The organism is Paenibacillus sp. NPDC057886, from assembly GCF_042796655.1.
Classification (GTDB): domain Bacteria; phylum Bacillota; class Bacilli; order Paenibacillales; family Paenibacillaceae; genus Paenibacillus.
In genome coordinates, this window is sequence record NZ_JBHVMZ010000003.1 from 273,606 (window position 1) to 293,482 (window position 19,877).

Consider the following 19,877-nt stretch of genomic DNA (forward strand, 5'->3'; position numbering starts at 1 on the left):
ACAATTCATCTGTCTAACTGCAAAATCCTGTACTCTTTTAGTATAGTATGCGTTCTGCTCTGTAATTTCATCTTTTGGTGATGTTACTATATAAACGTTACGCATTGAATCGGAAACGGTTGCGGTTAGAAGAAAATAACGGAAGAGTGCTTGCGGCGTTTTTGCCCTTTCCTATATACTGTGAGCATTAAGGGATCTCATGCAGATCCGGCATACAGAAAGGCAGAATATCTTATGGCACAATACCCGCAGTGGTCTTATTCGCAGTCGCGGGCGAGTATGTTCGATGAGTGCCTGCGCAAATATTATTATCATTATTATGGAGCCCATAACGGCTGGAAGGCAGAGTCGGCTGACGAGATGCAGGTACGTCTGTATCGGTTGAAGCAGCTCAGTAATCTATACCTCGTATTCGGTGACCTCGCGCATCGGATGTGTGAATCGGCGGTACGCAGCAGGGAAGAAGGCAAGGATAAACCTCGTGAACACTTTCTGGAACTGACGATGCGAAAGCTGCTGAATCAGGCGTATGTGGAATCAATGGATCAGGATCAGTGGCGGCTTGACCCGAAGAACCGGGTGATGTTGTCCGAGATGTATTACGGGGATGACACGTTGAATGACCGGATTGCCACGATCAAAGAACGGGCCTCGGCCTGTGTCAGCAATCTGTACCAGACGCTCACATGGGAGGACCTGTCCCGTGCGAGTACGAATATTCTGGAGATCGAGAAATGGGATACCATGATGCTGCACGATACGCGTGTGTATGTGAAGATGGACTTGTTATATCGTCGCAGCAACGGCAACATCGTCATTGTGGACTGGAAAACGGGCAAGGAGGATGACTTCTCGGATCAGTTGATGCTGTACGCATCCTATGTGAGGGAGCATTACCGGGTTCCGCTGGAGCAGATTGAGCTGCGGGTGGAGTACCTGTTAACCGGGACACACCGAGAGTTTACGGCAACGGAAGAGGATATTCTGAAGGTGGAGGAGAACGTGGGGCGGTATATTGCGGAGATGCGCTCCTGTGTGGATGATGAGTATTACAACCGTCCCAAGGACGTTTCGTATTTCACGCCAATGCCTTCGCACCGTGCTTGCCGGGACTGTAATTTCCGCGAGGTGTGCAGTGAACGAGTAGTATAGATCCACATTAATTCTGAACTAATCATCTTTTTCTTTTACATGTAAAAATAAAACAAGAAGCGCCAGCCTGGACAGGATCTGCCCGGACTGGCGCTTCTATTACGTTCCACAGGCCGGCGACAAGGCGCCAGGTGGAACGGTCATATCCAGATTACTGGACTGCGGCGGTATTCTCCAGCGCCTGTCCTGCGGGAACATAGGCATGCCCGAGATCCCGGGCAACCGCCTCATACGTGATATGTCCATTCAGCACGTTCACCGCGCTGCGAATGGACGAACTGCCGCGGATGGCGGCGGCTGCACCGTGGTTCGCCAGCTGCAGCGCATAAGGCATGGTGGCGTTGGTCAGCGCCACCGTAGACGTGCGCGGCACCGCGCCTGGCATGTTCGCTACCGCGTAATGCACCACACCATGCTTCACATAGGTCGGTTCATCATGAGTGGTGATATGATCAATGGTCTCCACAATTCCGCCCTGATCAATCGCCACATCCACAATGACCGAACCGGGTGCCATGGTGGTAACCATTTGCTCGCTGACAAGGGTGGGCGCTTTGGCGCCTGGAATCAGCACCGCACAGATCAGCAGGTCGGCAGCCGCAACAGCCGACGCAATATTGGATGGACTGGACACCAGCGTATGAATCTGATTACCCAAAATATCATCCAGCTGGCGCAGACGATTCAGATTCAAATCGAGGATGGTCACATCCGCACCCAGACCAATCGCGATTTTGGCGGCATTCGTGCCCACCGTCCCGCCACCAATTACGACGACCTTGCCACGGCTTACGCCGGGTACGCCGGATAACAGAATGCCTTTGCCACCTTCCGTTTTCTCCAGCAGCTGCGCTCCAATCTGAGCCGACATTCGTCCGGCAACTTCACTCATCGGGGTAAGCAGAGGCAGCGTACCGTTGACCTCCAGTGTCTCATACGCAATGGCAGTTACCCGGCTTTCAATCAATGCCTTTGCCAGTGCGGGTTCCGCTGCGAGGTGCAAGTAGGTGAAGAGAATCAAGCCAGGACGAAAATAGGCATATTCACTGGCAAGGGGTTCTTTGACCTTGATGATCATATCTGCCTCTGCCCATACGGGTGCAGCTGTATCCCGAAGATCTGCTCCGGCCGATTGATATTCGCTGTCTGTGAATCCACTGCCGAGTCCTGAGCCACGTTCTATCATTACCTGATGTCCGGCTCTGACAAAATCAGCAGCTCCGGCTGGGGTCATTGCTACACGGTTTTCATTGTTTTTGATTTCTTTCGGAATTCCGATTCTCATCGCCATGCACCTCGTCCATTTAATGGTTGTTAGCTTATACTACAAGTTTATGACCTGGATCATGGTTTTGCACCTTACCTCATGTCTATGTTTTGAAGAATTGAATCAACATAATGTCGAGAAAAGACTATTCAGGACATTTGTCCATCGCTTATAATGTAAGAAAAAATGACACTATGAGGGATCGATATTGAGAAATGACCGCGTGTTTACGATAAAGGATATTCTGGCTCGTCCCGTCTTTGCCAAAGCCCGGCTTGCTGCGGGGGAAGATGGAACATCACGTCAGGTCGGATGGGTTCATGTGTTGGAGATTACCAAAGTTTCTCCATTTGTAAGCCCCCATGATCTTATTTTATCCACCGGACTATGGCTTCAATCGGAAGAAGGGCGTGAAGAATATCTGCTCCAGTTAATTCGGAGCGAGGCTGCGGGGCTCTGCGTGGAGTTTGGCACGAGCATTCATGGCATTCCCGAAGAGTTGATTGAACTGGCTGACAGGCATCAATTCCCGCTTATCGTGTTTGAGCAACCGGTCCGTTTTGTTGAGATCACGCAAGATATCCACGCTTTGCTTATTAATCATCAGCACCAGCTGCTGAAGAGCCTAGAAACCTATTCCCGCCAGCTTCAGCAGCGAACATTACAGAGTACAGACATGTCGGCTGTGCTGAACCTTCTGCATGAATACGCAGCCAAACCGGTTGTGTATATTTCATCCATGGAACCGGGCAGTTTTGTGCCGGAGCTGCCTTCGGAGACACAGCAAGCGATCTACACATGGTACGAACAGGAGGTTGAGCATCTGGATCTCAATGATTCAGACACCGAGTTATGGTTCCACTTGGATGAGGAACAGGCGTTACTGTGTCTCCCTGTTGTATGTTTTGGTCAGGTTTTTTCCGCTGTCGGCATGGTTGTACATCCTTCAGCACCCGTCGAGTATCTCAAACTGTTGCTCGATTATACAGCGAAGGCAGCGGCGGCACTAACTCTGCGCTCTCAGTTTCTGGAGGAGAAGATGGTACGCAACCAGAATGAGCTGATCCAGGATCTGATGAACGGTAACATTCTTCATGAGGAGCAGGCGCAGACCCGAATGGGCCTCCGTCTGCTGGTGAAGGGACAGTACTGGTTTGCAGGCGGGGTAATTGAGATGGAGCACCGTCTGAAAGGCATCGGCCGTGAACGAATGGAAACCAACCATCAGGATATTCTGGTTCTGCTGCGTTCCTTGCTCAAAAAGAACAATCTGGCCAGCCTCATCATGCTGAAAAATAATCAGGTATATGTATGCTGTGCGAAGGAAGAGAGCAAGGCATCCACACGAAATCAACTGGTAAAATCACTTGAAGGCATTATTGGTGATGTAAAGAGATTTGCGAGTCGCAACCTGAAGCAGGTTACGATTCATGCCGGATTTGGCAAGGTGCGTAACCGTTTAACAGGCATGCCGGACAGTCTGCGGGAAGCGTATCAGGTCATTGAAGTTTCACGATCCGTAGATCGGCTGGAACATATTCATTTTTACGAACGTATGGGTATATATCAAATGCTAAAAGCATTGCCCCAATCGTTTCTGCAGCCTTTTGTAAATGACCATCTGGGCGTTCTAATTGAATATGATCGGACACATCATCTAAGGCTGGTGGATACCTTGGATGCCTTTCTGCAAAACTTCGGTTCCAAACGGGATGCTGCTGCTCAATTGTTCATACATCGGCAAACCTTGTACAATAGATTGGAGAAGTTAGAAGAATTGATGGGACCTGATTTTATGGATCAGGAAAGAAGAATCTGCCTGGAGATGGCGCTGCTTGCTCATGCCATGATCGAGGAGGAACAGGATTTTCCGTCTTGATGTATCAGGCTGGAAGACAGTCAGACTGTGCATTATTGAAAGACATGCACAGTCTAGCAATTTTTACTGATGCGACGAGCGTGTCGTAATGCTCTCGGTAATACGGTGGTGCCAGAATCCGGACGGCGGCCGCGAAACAGTTTGGGTTGGCCTGAGGAAGGTGCAAGGGATAACGAGGTGGGGGCGGCCAAGCGATATGGCGAAGAGCTGCGCTCCGGAAGAGTTCCCGTCTCCATCTTTTTGGATGAAACAACGGTTTGACGCAACCATTCATCAAGTCGTTCACGGTTGATTCCTAGTTGTCCGCTCAGATTACAGATATCGAGGTTTTTTCTCACACAAATCCGCCTTTCCTGGAATATCGGGCTGTATAGGTTTTGAAAGGGAAGCATGAAGTTCGAAATGGGTAGATGCCCACTTGATTGGTGTGCTCGATTAGCGGAATGGCGAATATGTTGAACAGCGGCATGAAAGATGTATGTACCCTGTGTTAAACGTTTGCATACAGCTGTTTTGTATATTTTACTATAATTTGGCTTTTATCTAGATTTTATCACTCCACATGTAACTGTGCGTCTCAATATAGTCTCAACTTGTGAGAAAATAAGGTATATGGAAAGTACCAGTATCTAGTACGGAGGACACAGATGGAAAACAGTAGTGAGGTTCAATACGACAGCCACTATGGTCATGGAAAACGTTTCGTGGGTCGAGCCAAGGAACTGATGATGTTGGACCGATGGCTCAGCAATCCGGAAGCACCTTTAACCATTTTTTCAGTTACGGGTATGGGAGGGATCGGTAAATCATCCTTGCTGTCCGAGATGTTGTCCGTTGCTCGAAATCAGGGGGCAACTGCCATATGGATGGATGGTAGATCCTGCGGCTCTACACCGTCGGTCTTTTTGGAGTATCTCTCCTCTACATTGGGACTTGAGACAATGGGGAGTGATGGTAACCCGCGGCCGTTGAGCCTATTGAGTGAGACTTCAGTAAAAAGGCGCCTGGTCCTTGCTGTGGATAATTATGAAGAGCTGGCTCTTCTGGAAAGTTGGTTTATGGAAGTCTTCGTATCCAAGCTCCCGTTATTTGGTGTGCTTATTATTCTAGCCTCAAGACCTGAGCCTGCTTCAGCATGGCGGACACATCCAAGGTTGCGACAGCGCCTCGTGCAGATGCCTCTTCAACATTTTACGGGTGAAGAAGTGTCCGAATATATTGCGGTGGCAGGATCATTGAACAGGAGTATGGCGGGGACAATTGCGCGTATGACGGATGGACATCCGCTGGGGCTGGCGCTTGCTGTGGAGGCTGCGGATCAGCGAAGGAATGTACCCATTTCCGATTGGAACGAATTGTCACAAATGATTAGTGCCAGGCTGCTGCTTGAATTGACGCTGCCCCGCCTGCACCCGATGGTCGAGGTATTAACGCTGCTGGAAACAGCGAATCAGGAATTGTTGGCTTCCGTGCTGCAAACAGAGGTGACGCTTGAGGAATATAACGTCCTGAGGCGTATGTCGTTCATCCGTTCAGGCCCCAATGGTCTGGCGCTGCATGATATGGCCAGATTACATCTGCTTCGCGATTTCCGCCAACGTGAGCCCCAGCGTGTGCAAGCCATGCGTGTGCGAATTGCAAGGCTACTGAAGCCGCTCCATGAACAAGCTGGTCCGCATGAGAGGCGCCAGATTACGAGGAAAATGCTACTTTTGTGTCAGGAATCCATGCTCCAGCACCGGAAGTATGCTGATGTATCGGCGGATTCACTGTTTTCTCCCATGGAAGTGATGCGAGCAGAAGACTTGCCGGCGTTGCACAGATTGCTCCAACAGTGGTGTGAATATAGTGTAGAGCCCTGGCAGGCGTCGTCTTATCCTGCTTTTTTAGACGAACTTGCACAACGTTATCCTGAGGGGATTGTATTGATGCGTGACAAGGAGGGCGATCCGATCGCGATGTTCATTACGGTGCTCGTGCATAGGGAGAGCAGCGGGATGTTGACCAACTATTTTCCGGCCGAAATGCAGGAATGCTTCACACCGGAAGAGCTGGATTGCGATCCGGACCAGACGGATACTCACTTTGCGGTACTCGCTGCGGCAAGGGATGATGTGCCAGGTTACAAACGTGAAGAACTTGTGGGTTATATGTCGCTGGATCGGTTGTCACTACTAGGAGAAGGGGCCAGGGTCATATTGATCGCAACCAATCCGTATCTGAAGCTGTTTTTGCAGAGCATTGGTTTTCGAAGTAAAAGAGCACGTACTCGTTTATGTGACCTGTATGAAGATCAGGCATATGTGCTGGATCTGGATTTGCGTAGTGGTCAATTCGGTGACTGGGTGATGTCCCTTTTGGGTCCGGATATAAAGAGCAGCGGGTTACAACAGGGGACATCTGGTGGTGTGAGTCGGGAACCCTGGTCCGAACAGGAGGTGCGCAAAATGCTGACTCATCTGCACTCTCCCGGAGAATTGCATGAGTACGCAGCGCGAGTGAACGGCATGACGGATGGAATTCATCTACAGACGCACATACTGGATTTGCTGGAGGGTCGTATTCATGGTATCTCCCAGCAGGATCAGCTGCTGTTATATGCGGCCTATTGGACACATGCTGGCAATCCAACTGCCGCAGCACAGGCATGCTCGATGAGCCGGGCGACATTCTATCGGCATCTGCGAGCCGCTTTGGTTCGACTGGCAAGAGTGCTATAGCGAGACAGAAAAAACACACAGTAACCGGCCAACCGAGCCAGTCCTGCGTGTTTTTTTGATGGAGTCAATACTAATCAGATGACTATGAGATCCAGGGTCCATGAAGCGATTGGTTAGTGGAATTTAAGCATTAACGCTTCGTTTCCACTAACCAATTGGCCAGCTCTTCCGTTTGGGTGAGAATGGCAATAGGGTCCCAATACCAGGAGCGATCGGCACCCCAGATATACACATGATCAGTTTTGACGGCGTCCAATCCTCCCCAGATGGGGTCGGCTTTTAGATCTTCCATCGTCTGGTTATCTGTCGTCAGAACGATATAATCCCCTGCATATTTAGGCAAAACTTCAGTGGAAAGACTTGCCCAGCCTGGATCGGTTAATTCAGCGATTACCTCAGCTGGAGGTTTGAAACCAAGCACATTGTATATTACTGGTCCGCCCTTGCCATAGTTGGCGCCAACGGTTGAAATATCTTTCCCCATATATTCCAGAATGGAGAATGTGCTGTCGGCAGGGATAACCTGGAGCACTCGTTCTTTCGCTGCGGCTGTACGGCGGTCATAATCAGCAAGCCATGCCTTTGCTTCCTCTTGCTTACCCAGTAGCTCGCCGAAATAGCTGACTTCTTCATGCACGGTTTTGAATGAGGCATAGGGTACGATTACGGTCGGGGCAATTTTAGTTAGCTGCTCATTCATTTCAGCGTACATATCATCCATAATAATCAGATCCGGCTCCATGGCAGCAATCTTCTCCAAGTTGCCGTTGCCATCTCCCAGATCCTCCACGTCTTTCAACGCATCATGCAGGTAAGGGTTCGCAATGTGGTGACTTGATGTTCCGACAGGAGTTACACCCAGAGCGATCAGGCTGCCCAGGTATTCACCCGCTACAATTCGGTTGGGCTGCAATGGTACTTCAATATCTCCTGTAACCGTGGATACGGTTTTGGTCTGCGGCTGCTCGGCAGTTGTAGTTCCCGCAGCTTGTCCTTGCTTGGTACTGGTCGGAGTTGTCGCATTCCCTGCTGCTCCTGAGGAGCTGTTACCTGTAGCCTCTGTCCCGCAAGCGCTGATCAACAGCATAAAGCTAAGCAATAATACCGCCGTAATTGGTGGTCTTGATCCTCTGTACATGTTCAATTCGTCCTCTCCATCCCCAACTCGTTGATAATCATTATCATCTACAACAGTATAGCTGAGGGTTTTTGGAGGGCCAATGGATAATCTCATGGTTGTGGAGGGACTATCTTCTAGTTGGGTCCCTCTATGCTCTGCTCTGAAATGAGAGGGGGAGACGCCTTTGTACTTTTTGAACAGCCTACCCAGATAGTAGGGGTCCTGATAACCGACGCTGGATGCAATCTCTTTTAACGTGGCATCCGTCTCCAGCAGCAGCGCTGCCGTTTTATCAATTCGTACTTTAATAAGGTAATCAATCGGGCTGAGTCCGGTCCGGCTTTTAAAATAAGAGGAGAGATGCGGAACGCTGTAATTCAGATTTTCTGATAGTAATTCCAGCGTAATGGCTTCGGCGTATCGAGACTGAATAATCGTGATAATTTGCGCAGCCAGATCGCGTTTCTGAGAACGTGTACCTTGAGTTTGCATCTGATTCAACACTTCAGTGATGAATTGAAAAAGCAGGGTCTTGGCACGCAAATGTCCCAGCACTTCGGTCTTGCTCCATTCCTTATGCATGTCCGTCAAACAGCGGTAAAGTATAACGGGTTCCGCAGGGATCAGGCTGTAGGTAGCGTGGAAAGGGCGCAGACGTTCAGCAAGTGCTGCAAGTTCGCTATGAGCTGGCAGTGAAAGTTTTGCTTTATAATAAACGCAATAATATTCGAACCCTTCTTGTCCGGCTTCCACGTTCAGAATGCTTCCTTTACCCGCATGGAATATCTGAAAACGTCGTGTATTGTGTGATGTCTCATCGAGTACAATCTGAGCACTTCCGCGGACAGACATGATAAAGACACTGGCTGGCAAGACATAAGATCGCAAAGTCTGACCAGCCTGGACTACCACGCGGCGGATATCAAATATGTTGAAGGAAGCGTGATTCCACAACATCATGTGATTCTGTATCTCCATGTGCTACAACCAACCTTCTTCATCGAGGCTTAACCATTCTATGTAACATTCATTATAACGACAAGAAGAGGCTGGTCATAGACCGAGCCTCTTCATGCGGTTATAGAGCGTTGCTCTGGATATGCCGAGCTGCCGGGCGAGCGTTCTTTTGTTGCCCCCGGCGGCTTTCAGATATTGCAGCAGGAGTTCCGACTCATAGGCGTCCACCTGCTCCTGATAGGATAGGGTGGAAGTAGAATCCTCTTGTTCTCCTCCATGTGTTGAAACAGATGTGCCCGTGCTGCCGGGAAAAGGAGACGAGCCCGATTCCAGGCCAGACTGTGAATGAAGCTGTACCGTCTCGTGCAAAATGGATTGTGCCTGATCCATGGATGGAATGAAGGTGTCGGGCAGATATTCGGGCTTGACCTCGCCATCCGTGGTGAGAATGGTGATTCGCTCAATCACATTTCTTAATTCCCGTACATTACCCGGCCAGTCATACTGGAATAACAGCTTGAACACCTCTGGAGGAACCAGTTCAATATGACGATTATAGAGCAAGGAAAACTCTTGCAGGAAGGTCTGTGTCAACTCGTAAATATCTTCCTTGCGCATACGCAGGGGAGGAATGACGAGATTAATGACATTCAGTCGATAGTAGAGATCTTCCCGGAACTCATTGCGGGCAATCATGCCCAGCAGATTCTGGTTGGTTGCGGCGATAATCCGGCAGCCTGCCTGTTTAATGCGTGTTCCACCGACAGGGAAGTAACTTTTCTCCTGCAATACACGCAATAGCTTCACCTGAAGCTCAAGCGGCATTTCACCTATTTCATCCAAAAAGAGCGTGCCGCCTTCGGCCAGTTCGATTTTCCCTTTTTTTCCTTTGGGATCAGCCCCAGAAAATGCTCCCTTCTCGTAGCCAAATAACTCACTCTCAAATAATGAACCAGGTATAGCTCCACAGTTAATGGCGATAAACGGCGCCGTCTGCGGTTCACGCAGGTCGTGAATGGCTTTGGCGAATAGCTCCTTACCCGTTCCACTTTCTCCAAGAATGAGCACGGTAGCTGAGGTGGTACTGATCTTGCGAATAGTCTCCAGACACTGGTTGATTACTGGACTGCTACCCTTGATTCTGGCAAACGGATCGGAATCCGGGCGCAGACGGGCAACGGCTTTCTCCAGATGCTGGACTTTGGATGTCATATGTAATAACTCTTGATGCAGACGAATTTCGGTTGTTATATCCACTTCGGCGGCAACCGCGCCTACAATACGTCCATCGAGTTGCACCGGCCGTGCATTAATCAGGGCGAATAGATCGGGCCTTGGCTGGTGCTGCTTTCGATATACGCTTTCCCCTGTATATAACGTTTTGAGCGATTGAAGGCGATCCGGGGGAAAGAAATCGGCTGCCGGTTTCCCAATGATATCTCCTTTTTTAATGGAAAAAACATGCTCTGCACCCGATGTCCAGTAGGTCACCTTTGCTTCTTCATTAATCAATGTCAGAGCTGAGCCTGCCGTCTCCAGTGTTGTCTCAAAATAAGCTTCCATAAGCCGATGGGCATGCATCATTTCTTGCAGAACATCGGATACAGCGATATAACCCAATAGAGGTCCATCATCCTGAATTAACAGATAAGGACTTGTGTTGAATAGCGGTAATGCCTCTGTCAACTCTGTAGAGGAAGGGATGATGGTCATGGAGAGACCTGAATCCAGGATACTCATATCTGTACGTAATAAGGTCATCAAATCTGGAAGTAAATGTTTCATCGGTATCACCTCAGCTAGAGCATAACTTTCGGAAACTACACCTGTTCCACGAGTTACTAACAAGTGGTCTGCAAATGAAATGATTGGGGGAATGATGTTTACCCATATTATAGCCTTCCAAATGAAGTATGTATATATTTTTTGACATGAAGCATACATGTTGTCGGTGTAGAAGGGAGAAGTATCAATTATTTATTTTTATTATGCGCTTTCATTTTTTCGGTTTAGGAATAATTGCTAATTTATATGGTGTGATCCGTTTTTTGAGTAAGTTATGAGTTATTAAAACTGACATTGCAGACGCCCGTTGCCTGGTAGGTTCCAAACAATTAGGCTCGGAATGAGCGAAGTTCACGCAAGAACACAAAAGGATAGTGTCCAGAAAAGTATACATTTTAAATTGGGGATGCTCATTTTTTAGACATTAAGAGGTGAGTCGGAGAGAAGAAAAGCTGGATGCTCTGGGATGCTATGCAGTACAGAAAAAACCATGTGCCCTGAAAGAAAGTGGCAGCATGGTTTTTTGTTCTTATCGTTGTGTTTTAGATCATTGAATCCAGCCGGGGAATTATCTGAACATGTTTTTGACCACCATCCAGAGATTTGCTGGTTTCTCGGCCAGACGGCGTGTGTAGTACGGGTACCACATGGTTCCATAGGGCACGTAACAACGAATGCGGTATCCTTCTCTGGCCAGGCGTTCCTGTTCGCCCATACGCAAGCCGTACAACATTTGAAATTCAAACGCATCCGGGGAAATTCCCCGATCCTTCGCGTATTGCTTGGTCCAGGAAATAATGTGGTCATCATGTGAAGCAACCGCAGTGTATACACCCTGATCGAGATGATTGCGAATCATCGTTTTGAATTGATCAATGACTTCTGAAGTGTTCTGATAAGCTACGGATGCAGGTTCCTTGTAAGCACCTTTGACCAGACGCAGCCGGATTCCTTCCCGAATCATATCACGTGTATCTTCCACGGTTCGATGCAAGTAAGCTTGAAGTACCGTACCTGTATTATCCAGCCCCTCCGAGTGTAAACGGCGTACAATATCCAAAGTCGCTTGGGTAAACGGGCTATCCTCCATATCGATCCGCACAAACAGATGATGCAGCTTCGCTTGGGTGGCAACGGCACGTATATTTCGATAACCTTCCTCAGGGTCCAGCGCGAGTCCCATTTGAGTTGGTTTTAGCGAGACATTGGAGTCGGCACCCTGACGGGCAATGCCTTCAACCAGACGTATATACTCATCCCGGTACAATGCGGCTTCTCTTAAATGGGTAATACCCTCGCCCAGATGATCCAATGTAGCCATAATGCCTTTGTTGTTGAGTACCCGAATCTCTTCGAGAGCTTCTTCCAGTGTGTTGCCTGCGATAAACTTGCCAGCCAGCTTTTTGCCGTATTTGATGGAGAGATTCTCCACAGCTTTATTACCTGCGACAGTCAGCAGCGTTTTACGGTACATTTCCGTTCCGATACTCATCGGGGTTCCTCCTTATGGATCATGTTTCTTTATAACAAAGTTATCAAGCAAAAATCATGCCAAGGTTGTTCTGCATAAAGAAACCGGTCGGTAATTTTTTTAAAATTATTTTTTTTAGAAAATTCATTTTTCAACCGGAGTTGGCACGGATCTTGCTACATATATTGGGTGATGAGTAAAATGCATGGCAACTCAGGCAACCAACCAGCGAACCCCCACATCTGAAGGAGGAATCATTCATGAATATCCCTTTTGTTAACGAACCATTCACATCCTTTGCAGTCCCGGCCAACCGGGAAGCTTTTGAGAACGCGTTGCGCAAGGTGGAGGCTGAACTCGGCCAGGAATACTCTATTATTATCGGGGGGCAAAAAATAACGAGCAGCCGCACATTATCCTCCGTAAATCCTGCCTACAAAAAACAGATCGTCGGGACGATCTATCAGGCGGATCAAGAGCTTGCCGAGCAGGCAATCCAAACGGCTGCGAAAACATTCCGCACCTGGAAGCATACGGACCCGAATGAACGTGCCCGTTATTTGTACAAAGCAGCGGCGCTCATGCGACGTCGTAAGCATGAATTCTCCGCATGGATGGTGTACGAAGCAGGCAAAACATGGCCAGAAGCGGATGCGGACACAGCCGAAGCTATTGATTTTATGGAGTTTTATGCCCGTGAGATGCAGCGTCTGAGTGAACCACAGCCGCTCACACGAATTGCAGGTGAAGATAATGAATTGAGTTATATTCCGCTTGGTGTGGGGATTGTGATTCCACCGTGGAACTTCCCGCTCGCGATTATGGCGGGCATGACTTCTGCTGCATTGGTATCCGGCAACACAGTTGTATTGAAGCCAGCCAGTTCAACTCCGGTTATTGCCGCCAAATTCATGGAGCTGCTTGCAGAAGTGGGTGTGCCGGATGGCGTAGTGAACTATTTGCCAGGACCGGGCAGTGAGGTTGGCGATTATCTGGTGGACCATGCGCTCACCCGCTTTGTCAGCTTCACAGGCTCCAGAGATGTCGGTCTGCGGATTAATGAACGTGCAGCACGCACTGCGCCGGGGCAGAAATGGATTAAACGGGTGATTGCTGAAATGGGTGGCAAGGATTCAATTGTTGTAGATAGCGACAGTGATCTGGAATTGGCTGCGGAATCGATCACGGCTTCCGCGTTCGGTTTCTCGGGACAGAAGTGCTCCGCGTGTTCCCGCGCCATTATTCATAAAGATGTATATGACGAGGTATTGCAAAAAGTGATTGAACGAACCAAGCAACTGAGCATTGGCAGTCCGCTTGAAGTCGGAAGTCAGGTAGGTCCTGTTATTGATGACAAGGCGTATGCCAAGATCACAGAATATATTGAAATAGGCAAGGGTGAAGGACGCCTTGTGCTCGGTGGTGGTACAGGGAACGAGGCAGGTTATTTCATTGAACCGACCATTATTGCCGATGTGGACCCGCAAGCACGGATTTCACAGGAAGAGATTTTTGGACCGGTGCTGGCCTTTATCAAGGCAGAATCCTTCGGGGATGCACTGGATATTGCCAATAATACCGATTATGGACTGACAGGTGCGGTGATCTCTCGCAATCGCGAACATCTGGAACAAGCCAGACGGGAATTTTTTGCGGGGAATTTATACTTTAACCGTAAATGCACAGGTGCACTGGTGGGTACACATCCATTTGGTGGATTTAACATGTCGGGAACGGATTCCAAGGCAGGGGGAAGAGACTACTTGCTGCTGTTCACCCAAGCGAAGCTGGTATCGGAGAAATATTAGTTGAAAAATGGGGTTTGGGCCCGCTGACAATCGCTTGGTTTTTATGCTATCATTTCCTGAAAATAGTCTTTGTTCGTCAGTATACTGGAGTAGCTTGAGCAGCACTTAAGGGGGGAGACGGATGTTAGGAATTCAGTTGGTGCAGGAGGGGCGTATTCGATTATCCATTACGCCGGAGATGAAGCAATCCATTCATCTGCTGACCTTATCGGGTCAGGAATTGGCTCGTTATTTGCAGGAAGCCGCGGATGAAAATCCGGTGCTTGAGCTTGAAGAAACCTCTGCCCTGCGCACCCGTCTTCCCCGACGATTGAATCAGGAGAGGTTCTCCTTTTATGATCCGCTGTTACAGATAAAAGGGGCCGAACCTACACTTGAACTTCTGTTGATATCTCAGCTTCGGTTGCAAAATCTTCCGCCTGCAATGGAGACAACAGCTGTATATTTGGCTGGCTGTGTCAACGATGATGGCTATCTGACAATGGAATTGACTGAGGTTGTATCGGCAAGAGGTGTATCGATGCAGGAAGCTGAAGCGGCCCTGGACATTCTCCAATCATTGGACCCGGCAGGTGTGGGAGCACGCAACTTGCGTGAATGTTTGTTGCTTCAGATTAGGCGTGATCCATTAGCTAACCAGCATGCGGAGCATATGGTGGAGGAAGGTCTGGAGGAGTTGGTTCGTTTCCATCCAGGCAGAGCAGGAACAAGACTGGGGATTTCGTCACAGCAGGCTCAGGCAGCCTATGATTATATTGCTGGTCTGGACCCGAAACCTTGCCGATCCATCGGGTGTATGGAACGGCCACATTATATTATTCCGGATGCTGTTGTGCAGATAAGAAATGATGAGCTTTCTTTACGGTTGAATTCAGTGAGTGTGCCGCGGGTGTCCCTGAACGAGGCCTGCTGCCGCTGGATCAGTGAGATTGATGCAGACGAGGTCTGGTCAGGCCGGGCAGCTGAGGCGAGAGCGATCATTCGCAGCGTGCGTATGCGTCGTCGAACTCTGATGCGTGTCCTGGCTGCGATCATGAGTGAACAGGAACCTTTTCTGCGCGAAGGACCTGCGGGTTTGAAGCCGCTCAATCTGGCAGTTATTGCCGAGGCCATCGGCATGCATGAGTCTACGGTGAGCCGTGCAGTCAACGGCAAATATGTTCAGACACCGTATGGAGTGTTTGAACTCAAGGCTTTTTTTGCATCAGGTCTGGAAACAACGAACGGAGAAATGGCCTCTGCGCCGGCGGTGAAGCTCCGACTGAAAGAGCTGATTCGTTCTGAACGGGCGGAACGCCCATACTCGGATAGCCAACTCACGGCATTACTCGCGAATGAAGGCATCGTTATCTCCCGTAGAACGGTTGCGAAATACAGGGAAGAGCTTCAAATTTTGCCTTCGCTTGAACGGAAGCGCTGGGGAAAATGACCCTGTGGTTCAGTCACAAAACATAACTGAGAAACAAACAACCCCCGCGAGCCGTGGTAACGGTCTGCGGGGGTTGTTCGTTCCGATTTAACAGCGATCAGAAGGTTGTTCTGTCATCGGAGTGTCAGTGTAAATATTCATTAGTAGAACTTAAACAGCTTACAACCGTTCCATATTACGCAGGAAGTGCTCACCTGCAATACCAGGAGTAGTCATCTGCTCGGGGTGCAAAATTTCTTCCAGTTCTTCCGGTGTCAGTAGACCCCGTTCCAGAATAATCTCCTGCAAGGTGTTTCCGGTCTTCAGTGCTTCCTTCACAATGGAGGCTGCCACATCATAGCCCAGATGAGGATTAAGCGCTGTAATTACACTAAAGCTCTGCTTCATGATTAATGCACAACGCTCACGGTTTGCTTCCATCTCTTCAACAGCATAACGAGTGAAGACGTCGATGCCATTATTCATGATTTTCAGCGATTGCAGCAAGTTGAACGCAATAACGGGGCCCATGACATTCAATTCGAATTGACCAGCTTCACAGGCCATGCAGATCGTATGGTCATTCCCCATAACCTGGAAGGATACCTGATTGATCACTTCCGCCATAACCGGATTCACTTTGCCCGGCATAATGGACGAACCTGGCTGACGCGGTGGAAGACGCAGCTCATTGAATCCTGCACGTGGACCGGAAGCCATCATGCGAATATCGTTACAGATTTTGGACAGACTGACAGCACATACTTTCAGTGCAGCCGACAATTCCAGATAGGCATCCGTATTCTGTGTGGCATCCACAAGATCCTCGGCCGTTTGCAAATTCAATCCTGTCACATCGGACAGATGCTCCGTTACCTTGACGATGTATTCCGGTTTGGCATTGAGGCCTGTACCTACAGCCGTCGCACCCAAGTTAATGGTGAGCAGGCGACGATTTGCGAACTCAAGACGCTCGATATCACGTCCGATCACGCGCGCATAGGCACCGAACTCTTGTCCAAGACGAATAGGCACGGCATCCTGAAGATGTGTCCGACCTACCTTGACTACATCGTTAAATTCCTGTTCTTTTTTGCGGAACGCATCCTGCAGACGTTTCATCGTATCCAGCAACGTTTCAGACAACTGATATGCAGCAATACGCAGTGCAGTTGGAATCACGTCATTGGTGGATTGGGACATGTTCACATGGTTATTTGGGTTACAGTGGAAGTAGTCACCCTTGTTCTGCAATAACAGTTCCAGTCCGCGATTGGCCAGAATTTCGTTCATATTCATATTCATGGAGGTGCCTGCACCGCCCTGAATGGAGTCAACAATAAAATGATCCAGATGATGGCCTTTCATCATTTCTTCAGCAGCCATGACGATGACATCGCCAATTTTGCGTGGTAGCATCTTCAGCTCCATATTCGTGATTGCCGCAGCCTTTTTCACCGCAGCCAGAGCTGTAATCAGCTCCCGGTGTACAGGAACGCCGGTAATCGGGAAGTTCTCTACAGCCCGAACCGTCTGTATTCCGTAATAAGCATAAGCAGGGATTTCTTTTTCGCCAATAAAATCTTTCTCCGTCCTTGTGGACATTGTAGACATTTCGTTCGCCTCCAGTGGCATCCAAAAATAGGTCAGCTCCGGCAATGCCGAAGCGCACTCAGTATATCATTTAAGCAAAATGGATGCCAAGCTAAATCATTTCACCCTTCTTGCCGATAAATAATTTAAATTAAGGATATCACTTTGGCAGATTAAAGGTTCAGTTAGTTAAAACTCGTCTTATCAATTATGCTCCACTTCGTGGAGAAGTCATGCATGAAGAAGAAGATGGGTGGTGGATTTGTCGTTTTCAGTGATCTAAATCACATGTTATTTGGTTATCTATTGGTAAAATAGGAAAAAAGGACTATGAGGTGTGAATATGAAATGGACTTTAGGCGCAAAAACCGTCGCAGGTTTGGTACTGATTTCACTGATTACGTACGGAACTAGCGGCTTTTTTATATTTTTCCTTCAGGACTGGCTCTCGTTCTCCATGCCAAGCTGGCTGTATATCTCTATCGTACTCATCATGGGCGTATGCTGGAATGCCATCCTAGGCTGGTTTGCCTCCCGGTGGTTGACTCGTCCAATTGTACATTTGTCCCGTGCGGCACAACAAATCTCGTCGGGGGATTTGACGGCCGAAGTTCCTGAGCGGCGCACACAGGATGAAATTACTGTATTATATGATGCTTTTCGCGTAATGGTTTTCAATCTGAGAAGTATTGTAAACGATATTACAGATAGTACACGTACAACCTCACAGAACGCCCAGTCACTTAGTGAAGCAATCGCCCAGGCAGCCGAGCAGATCGAGATGATGTCTGATGCGGTCGATCATATTGCTGTGGGTGTGGAAGAGCAGAAGATGACTTCACATCAGTCGTTGATTACAGCGGATGAGATGTTGAACGATTTCCAGCGTATGCACAGTCAGTCGATCGGCATGACAGAGATGTCCGGCCAGATGGAACGTTCGGTAGATCATACGAAGCAAACCTTCTCTTCTTTGATGAAAGGAATGGACGAGCTGACGGAGTCCCACAATCGTTCGCGTGACATTATGGTGCTGCTTGAGAAGGAGGCCTCGGATATTGAAGCCATCACTCAGTCCGTCAAAAACATTGCAGAGGAAACAGGGCTGCTTGCCCTGAATGCTTCCATTGAGGCTGCGCGTGCGGGAGAAGAGGGATCGGGTTTTGCTGTCGTGGCTCAGCAAATTCGCAAGCTGGCAGACGAGAGCAAACAATCGGTGCATCGGATTAATGAGCTGATTAGCCGCGTACAGCAGCGGATCAAGGATACAGCTCAACTGATTCATGAACAGCACGGCTTGGTTGTTAACGAATCCGAGCGAACGGTCTCGGTTGATCAGACGTTGCAGGAGCTTACAGGTACGGTAGAAGTGTTTATGAAGGGTGCTCATGAAATCGGATCCAAAATTGGAGAACAGACCAGTCGTGTGGAACAGACGCATGGTCACGTGAAAAAGATTCAGGGGAAAGCCGGATCGTTCTCGGATGAGGCGAGACGGATTATGGATGCGGCACATGAAGAGACAGCAATCATGCAGGAAATTTCGTCCTCGGCTGAAGAGCTGAGACAGTTAACAGATCGATTAATGGACAAAACGAAAGCATTTCGGATGCAGCCTTGAGCTGTTTCCGGGGTGTTTTTTTGCTTATTATGGTTAAAGCCGAACGTTCTTTCGTAAAAACTGAAATATGTAAAGATTTTTTTATGAAACATTAACAAATTCGCAACGCTTGGGCGATAAATGAAGATATAATGGTAGTATTCCACTACAGATTAAGGAGCCCAGCATATTGAAAACTTGGACAGGTATCCTGCTGATGATTATTTTGGCGGTAGCTACGATTAGTACAACTTCGTCTGCCAGAACCATGAATGAATCGCAAAAACAGCTTAACATAGATGATCAATCCAGCCAGACCTCAGCGGTCGTGGCCTCCAATATAGAAACAATGAATGAAGCGGCGTATACAACGAAGGAATCGATCCCTGTTAAGGGAGAATACGTTTCGGTTGCTCCGGAAAATGAGAACGTAAGACTATACCCCATGAAAGTCGAAGGGTCAGGTTATATATATAACGGAATGGTGCTAGAAGTGAACGGCAAAACACGAGAATTCAGCAAATGGCAGGGAGAAGGCGGATCCTACAAACCCGAAGTGCACGAATTGGATCTGAATGGAGATGGCAAGAAGGAGATTGTTGTGTTGTTTACAGCAGGTCATGGAACAGGCATTTATCTGGGTGAGGCACATATTATCGATCCAGAGACGCTGGAAGAGATGAAGATGCAATCACTGGATGAGATTGTGAAGCAGCATGTGAATTCGAAAGTCAGTGTTACGCCAGGGCAGGTGACGATCAACGTTACCGTTGATGGTGTTCATGCAGAGCCCTCTCTGATGGAGGAAGACACAAGCGAGGGAGTGTATAACGAGGAACTCAAGTTCGGCGGTGTTGTTTATTACAGTGTGGAGAACGGCAAGTTGGTTGTGTCGGCATCCGGTGCATATGGTATGGGTTTATATGACGGTGATCTGAACTTTGCCTATGACTTTAAGGATGGCGAGTGGCAAGCAGTGGATTTGGGGTACAGCACGGAAGAGTATGAGGATGAGTACTATGAATCTTTTGATTGAATCGAGTAATTAGAAAAGAGCGGAATTGCGGGCAGCTATGACAAAAAAAATATCCCCACTGTCTTAATGACACTGGGAAAC

At 48.5% G+C, this 19,877-nt stretch carries 13 protein-coding genes; 7 read left to right on the forward strand and 6 right to left on the reverse strand.

Annotated features, from left to right (window positions below; all coding sequences use genetic code 11):
• Positions 1-234: 234 nt before the first annotated feature.
• A complete protein-coding gene (locus ACFVQB_RS11890) occupies positions 235-1,152 on the forward strand; it encodes a PD-(D/E)XK nuclease family protein (protein WP_379438688.1) in 918 nt (305 codons plus the stop codon).
• Positions 1,153-1,303: 151 nt separating this feature from the next.
• Here ACFVQB_RS11890 and ald read toward each other — a convergent pair whose 3' ends face one another.
• Positions 1,304-2,437 carry an alanine dehydrogenase gene (gene ald / locus ACFVQB_RS11895; RefSeq protein ID WP_379438691.1) on the reverse strand — a complete coding sequence of 378 codons (1,134 nt, stop codon included), beginning with the start codon at positions 2,435-2,437 and terminating at the stop codon, positions 1,304-1,306.
• Positions 2,438-2,627: 190 nt separating this feature from the next.
• On the opposite strand from ald, the gene ACFVQB_RS11900 reads away from it, so the two are divergent.
• Positions 2,628-4,298 (forward strand): PucR family transcriptional regulator, encoded by a 1,671-nt coding sequence (locus ACFVQB_RS11900; protein WP_379438694.1) that lies wholly within the window; start codon positions 2,628-2,630, stop codon positions 4,296-4,298.
• A gap of 53 nt (positions 4,299-4,351) precedes the next feature.
• Here ACFVQB_RS11900 and ACFVQB_RS11905 read toward each other — a convergent pair whose 3' ends face one another.
• On the reverse strand, positions 4,352-4,636 hold the full coding sequence (locus tag ACFVQB_RS11905; RefSeq protein ID WP_379438695.1) for a hypothetical protein: 285 nt from the start codon (positions 4,634-4,636) through the stop codon (positions 4,352-4,354).
• A 309-nt stretch (positions 4,637-4,945) separates the two neighbouring features.
• Between ACFVQB_RS11905 and ACFVQB_RS11910 the strand changes: the two genes are divergently transcribed.
• On the forward strand, positions 4,946-7,018 hold the full coding sequence (locus ACFVQB_RS11910) for an nSTAND1 domain-containing NTPase (protein WP_379438696.1): 2,073 nt from the start codon (positions 4,946-4,948) through the stop codon (positions 7,016-7,018).
• Between the two features lie 130 nt (positions 7,019-7,148).
• On the opposite strand, the gene ACFVQB_RS11915 is transcribed toward ACFVQB_RS11910, so the two are convergent.
• From ACFVQB_RS11915 to ACFVQB_RS11925, 3 genes are all read right to left on the reverse strand, one after another.
• On the reverse strand, positions 7,149-9,098 hold the full coding sequence (locus ACFVQB_RS11915) for an AraC family transcriptional regulator (RefSeq protein ID WP_379438697.1): 1,950 nt from the start codon (positions 9,096-9,098) through the stop codon (positions 7,149-7,151).
• A 93-nt stretch (positions 9,099-9,191) separates the two neighbouring features.
• Positions 9,192-10,880, reverse strand: coding sequence for a sigma-54 interaction domain-containing protein (locus ACFVQB_RS11920; RefSeq protein WP_379438698.1), 1,689 nt, complete (start codon positions 10,878-10,880; stop codon positions 9,192-9,194).
• A gap of 568 nt (positions 10,881-11,448) precedes the next feature.
• Positions 11,449-12,372 carry a proline dehydrogenase family protein gene (locus ACFVQB_RS11925; RefSeq protein WP_379438699.1) on the reverse strand — a complete coding sequence of 308 codons (924 nt, stop codon included), beginning with the start codon at positions 12,370-12,372 and terminating at the stop codon, positions 11,449-11,451.
• 239 nt (positions 12,373-12,611) lie between these two features.
• Between ACFVQB_RS11925 and pruA the strand changes: the two genes are divergently transcribed.
• The gene (gene pruA, locus ACFVQB_RS11930) at positions 12,612-14,159 is read left to right on the forward strand and encodes an L-glutamate gamma-semialdehyde dehydrogenase (RefSeq protein ID WP_379438700.1); all 1,548 of its coding nucleotides are present in this window, start codon (positions 12,612-12,614) and stop codon (positions 14,157-14,159) included.
• Positions 14,160-14,280: 121 nt separating this feature from the next.
• Positions 14,281-15,588, forward strand: a complete 1,308-nt coding sequence (gene rpoN / locus ACFVQB_RS11935; protein WP_379438701.1) for an RNA polymerase factor sigma-54 — start codon at positions 14,281-14,283, stop codon at positions 15,586-15,588.
• A 159-nt stretch (positions 15,589-15,747) separates the two neighbouring features.
• Here rpoN and ACFVQB_RS11940 read toward each other — a convergent pair whose 3' ends face one another.
• Positions 15,748-17,181, reverse strand: a complete 1,434-nt coding sequence (locus tag ACFVQB_RS11940) for an aspartate ammonia-lyase (protein ID WP_379438704.1) — start codon at positions 17,179-17,181, stop codon at positions 15,748-15,750.
• 322 nt (positions 17,182-17,503) lie between these two features.
• Here ACFVQB_RS11940 and ACFVQB_RS11945 point away from each other — a divergent pair, with 322 nt between their 5' ends.
• Positions 17,504-18,781, forward strand: coding sequence for a methyl-accepting chemotaxis protein (locus tag ACFVQB_RS11945; RefSeq protein ID WP_379438707.1), 1,278 nt, complete (start codon positions 17,504-17,506; stop codon positions 18,779-18,781).
• 169 nt (positions 18,782-18,950) lie between these two features.
• A complete protein-coding gene (locus tag ACFVQB_RS11950) occupies positions 18,951-19,796 on the forward strand; it encodes a hypothetical protein (RefSeq protein ID WP_379438710.1) in 846 nt (281 codons plus the stop codon).
• Positions 19,797-19,877 lie beyond the last annotated feature (81 nt).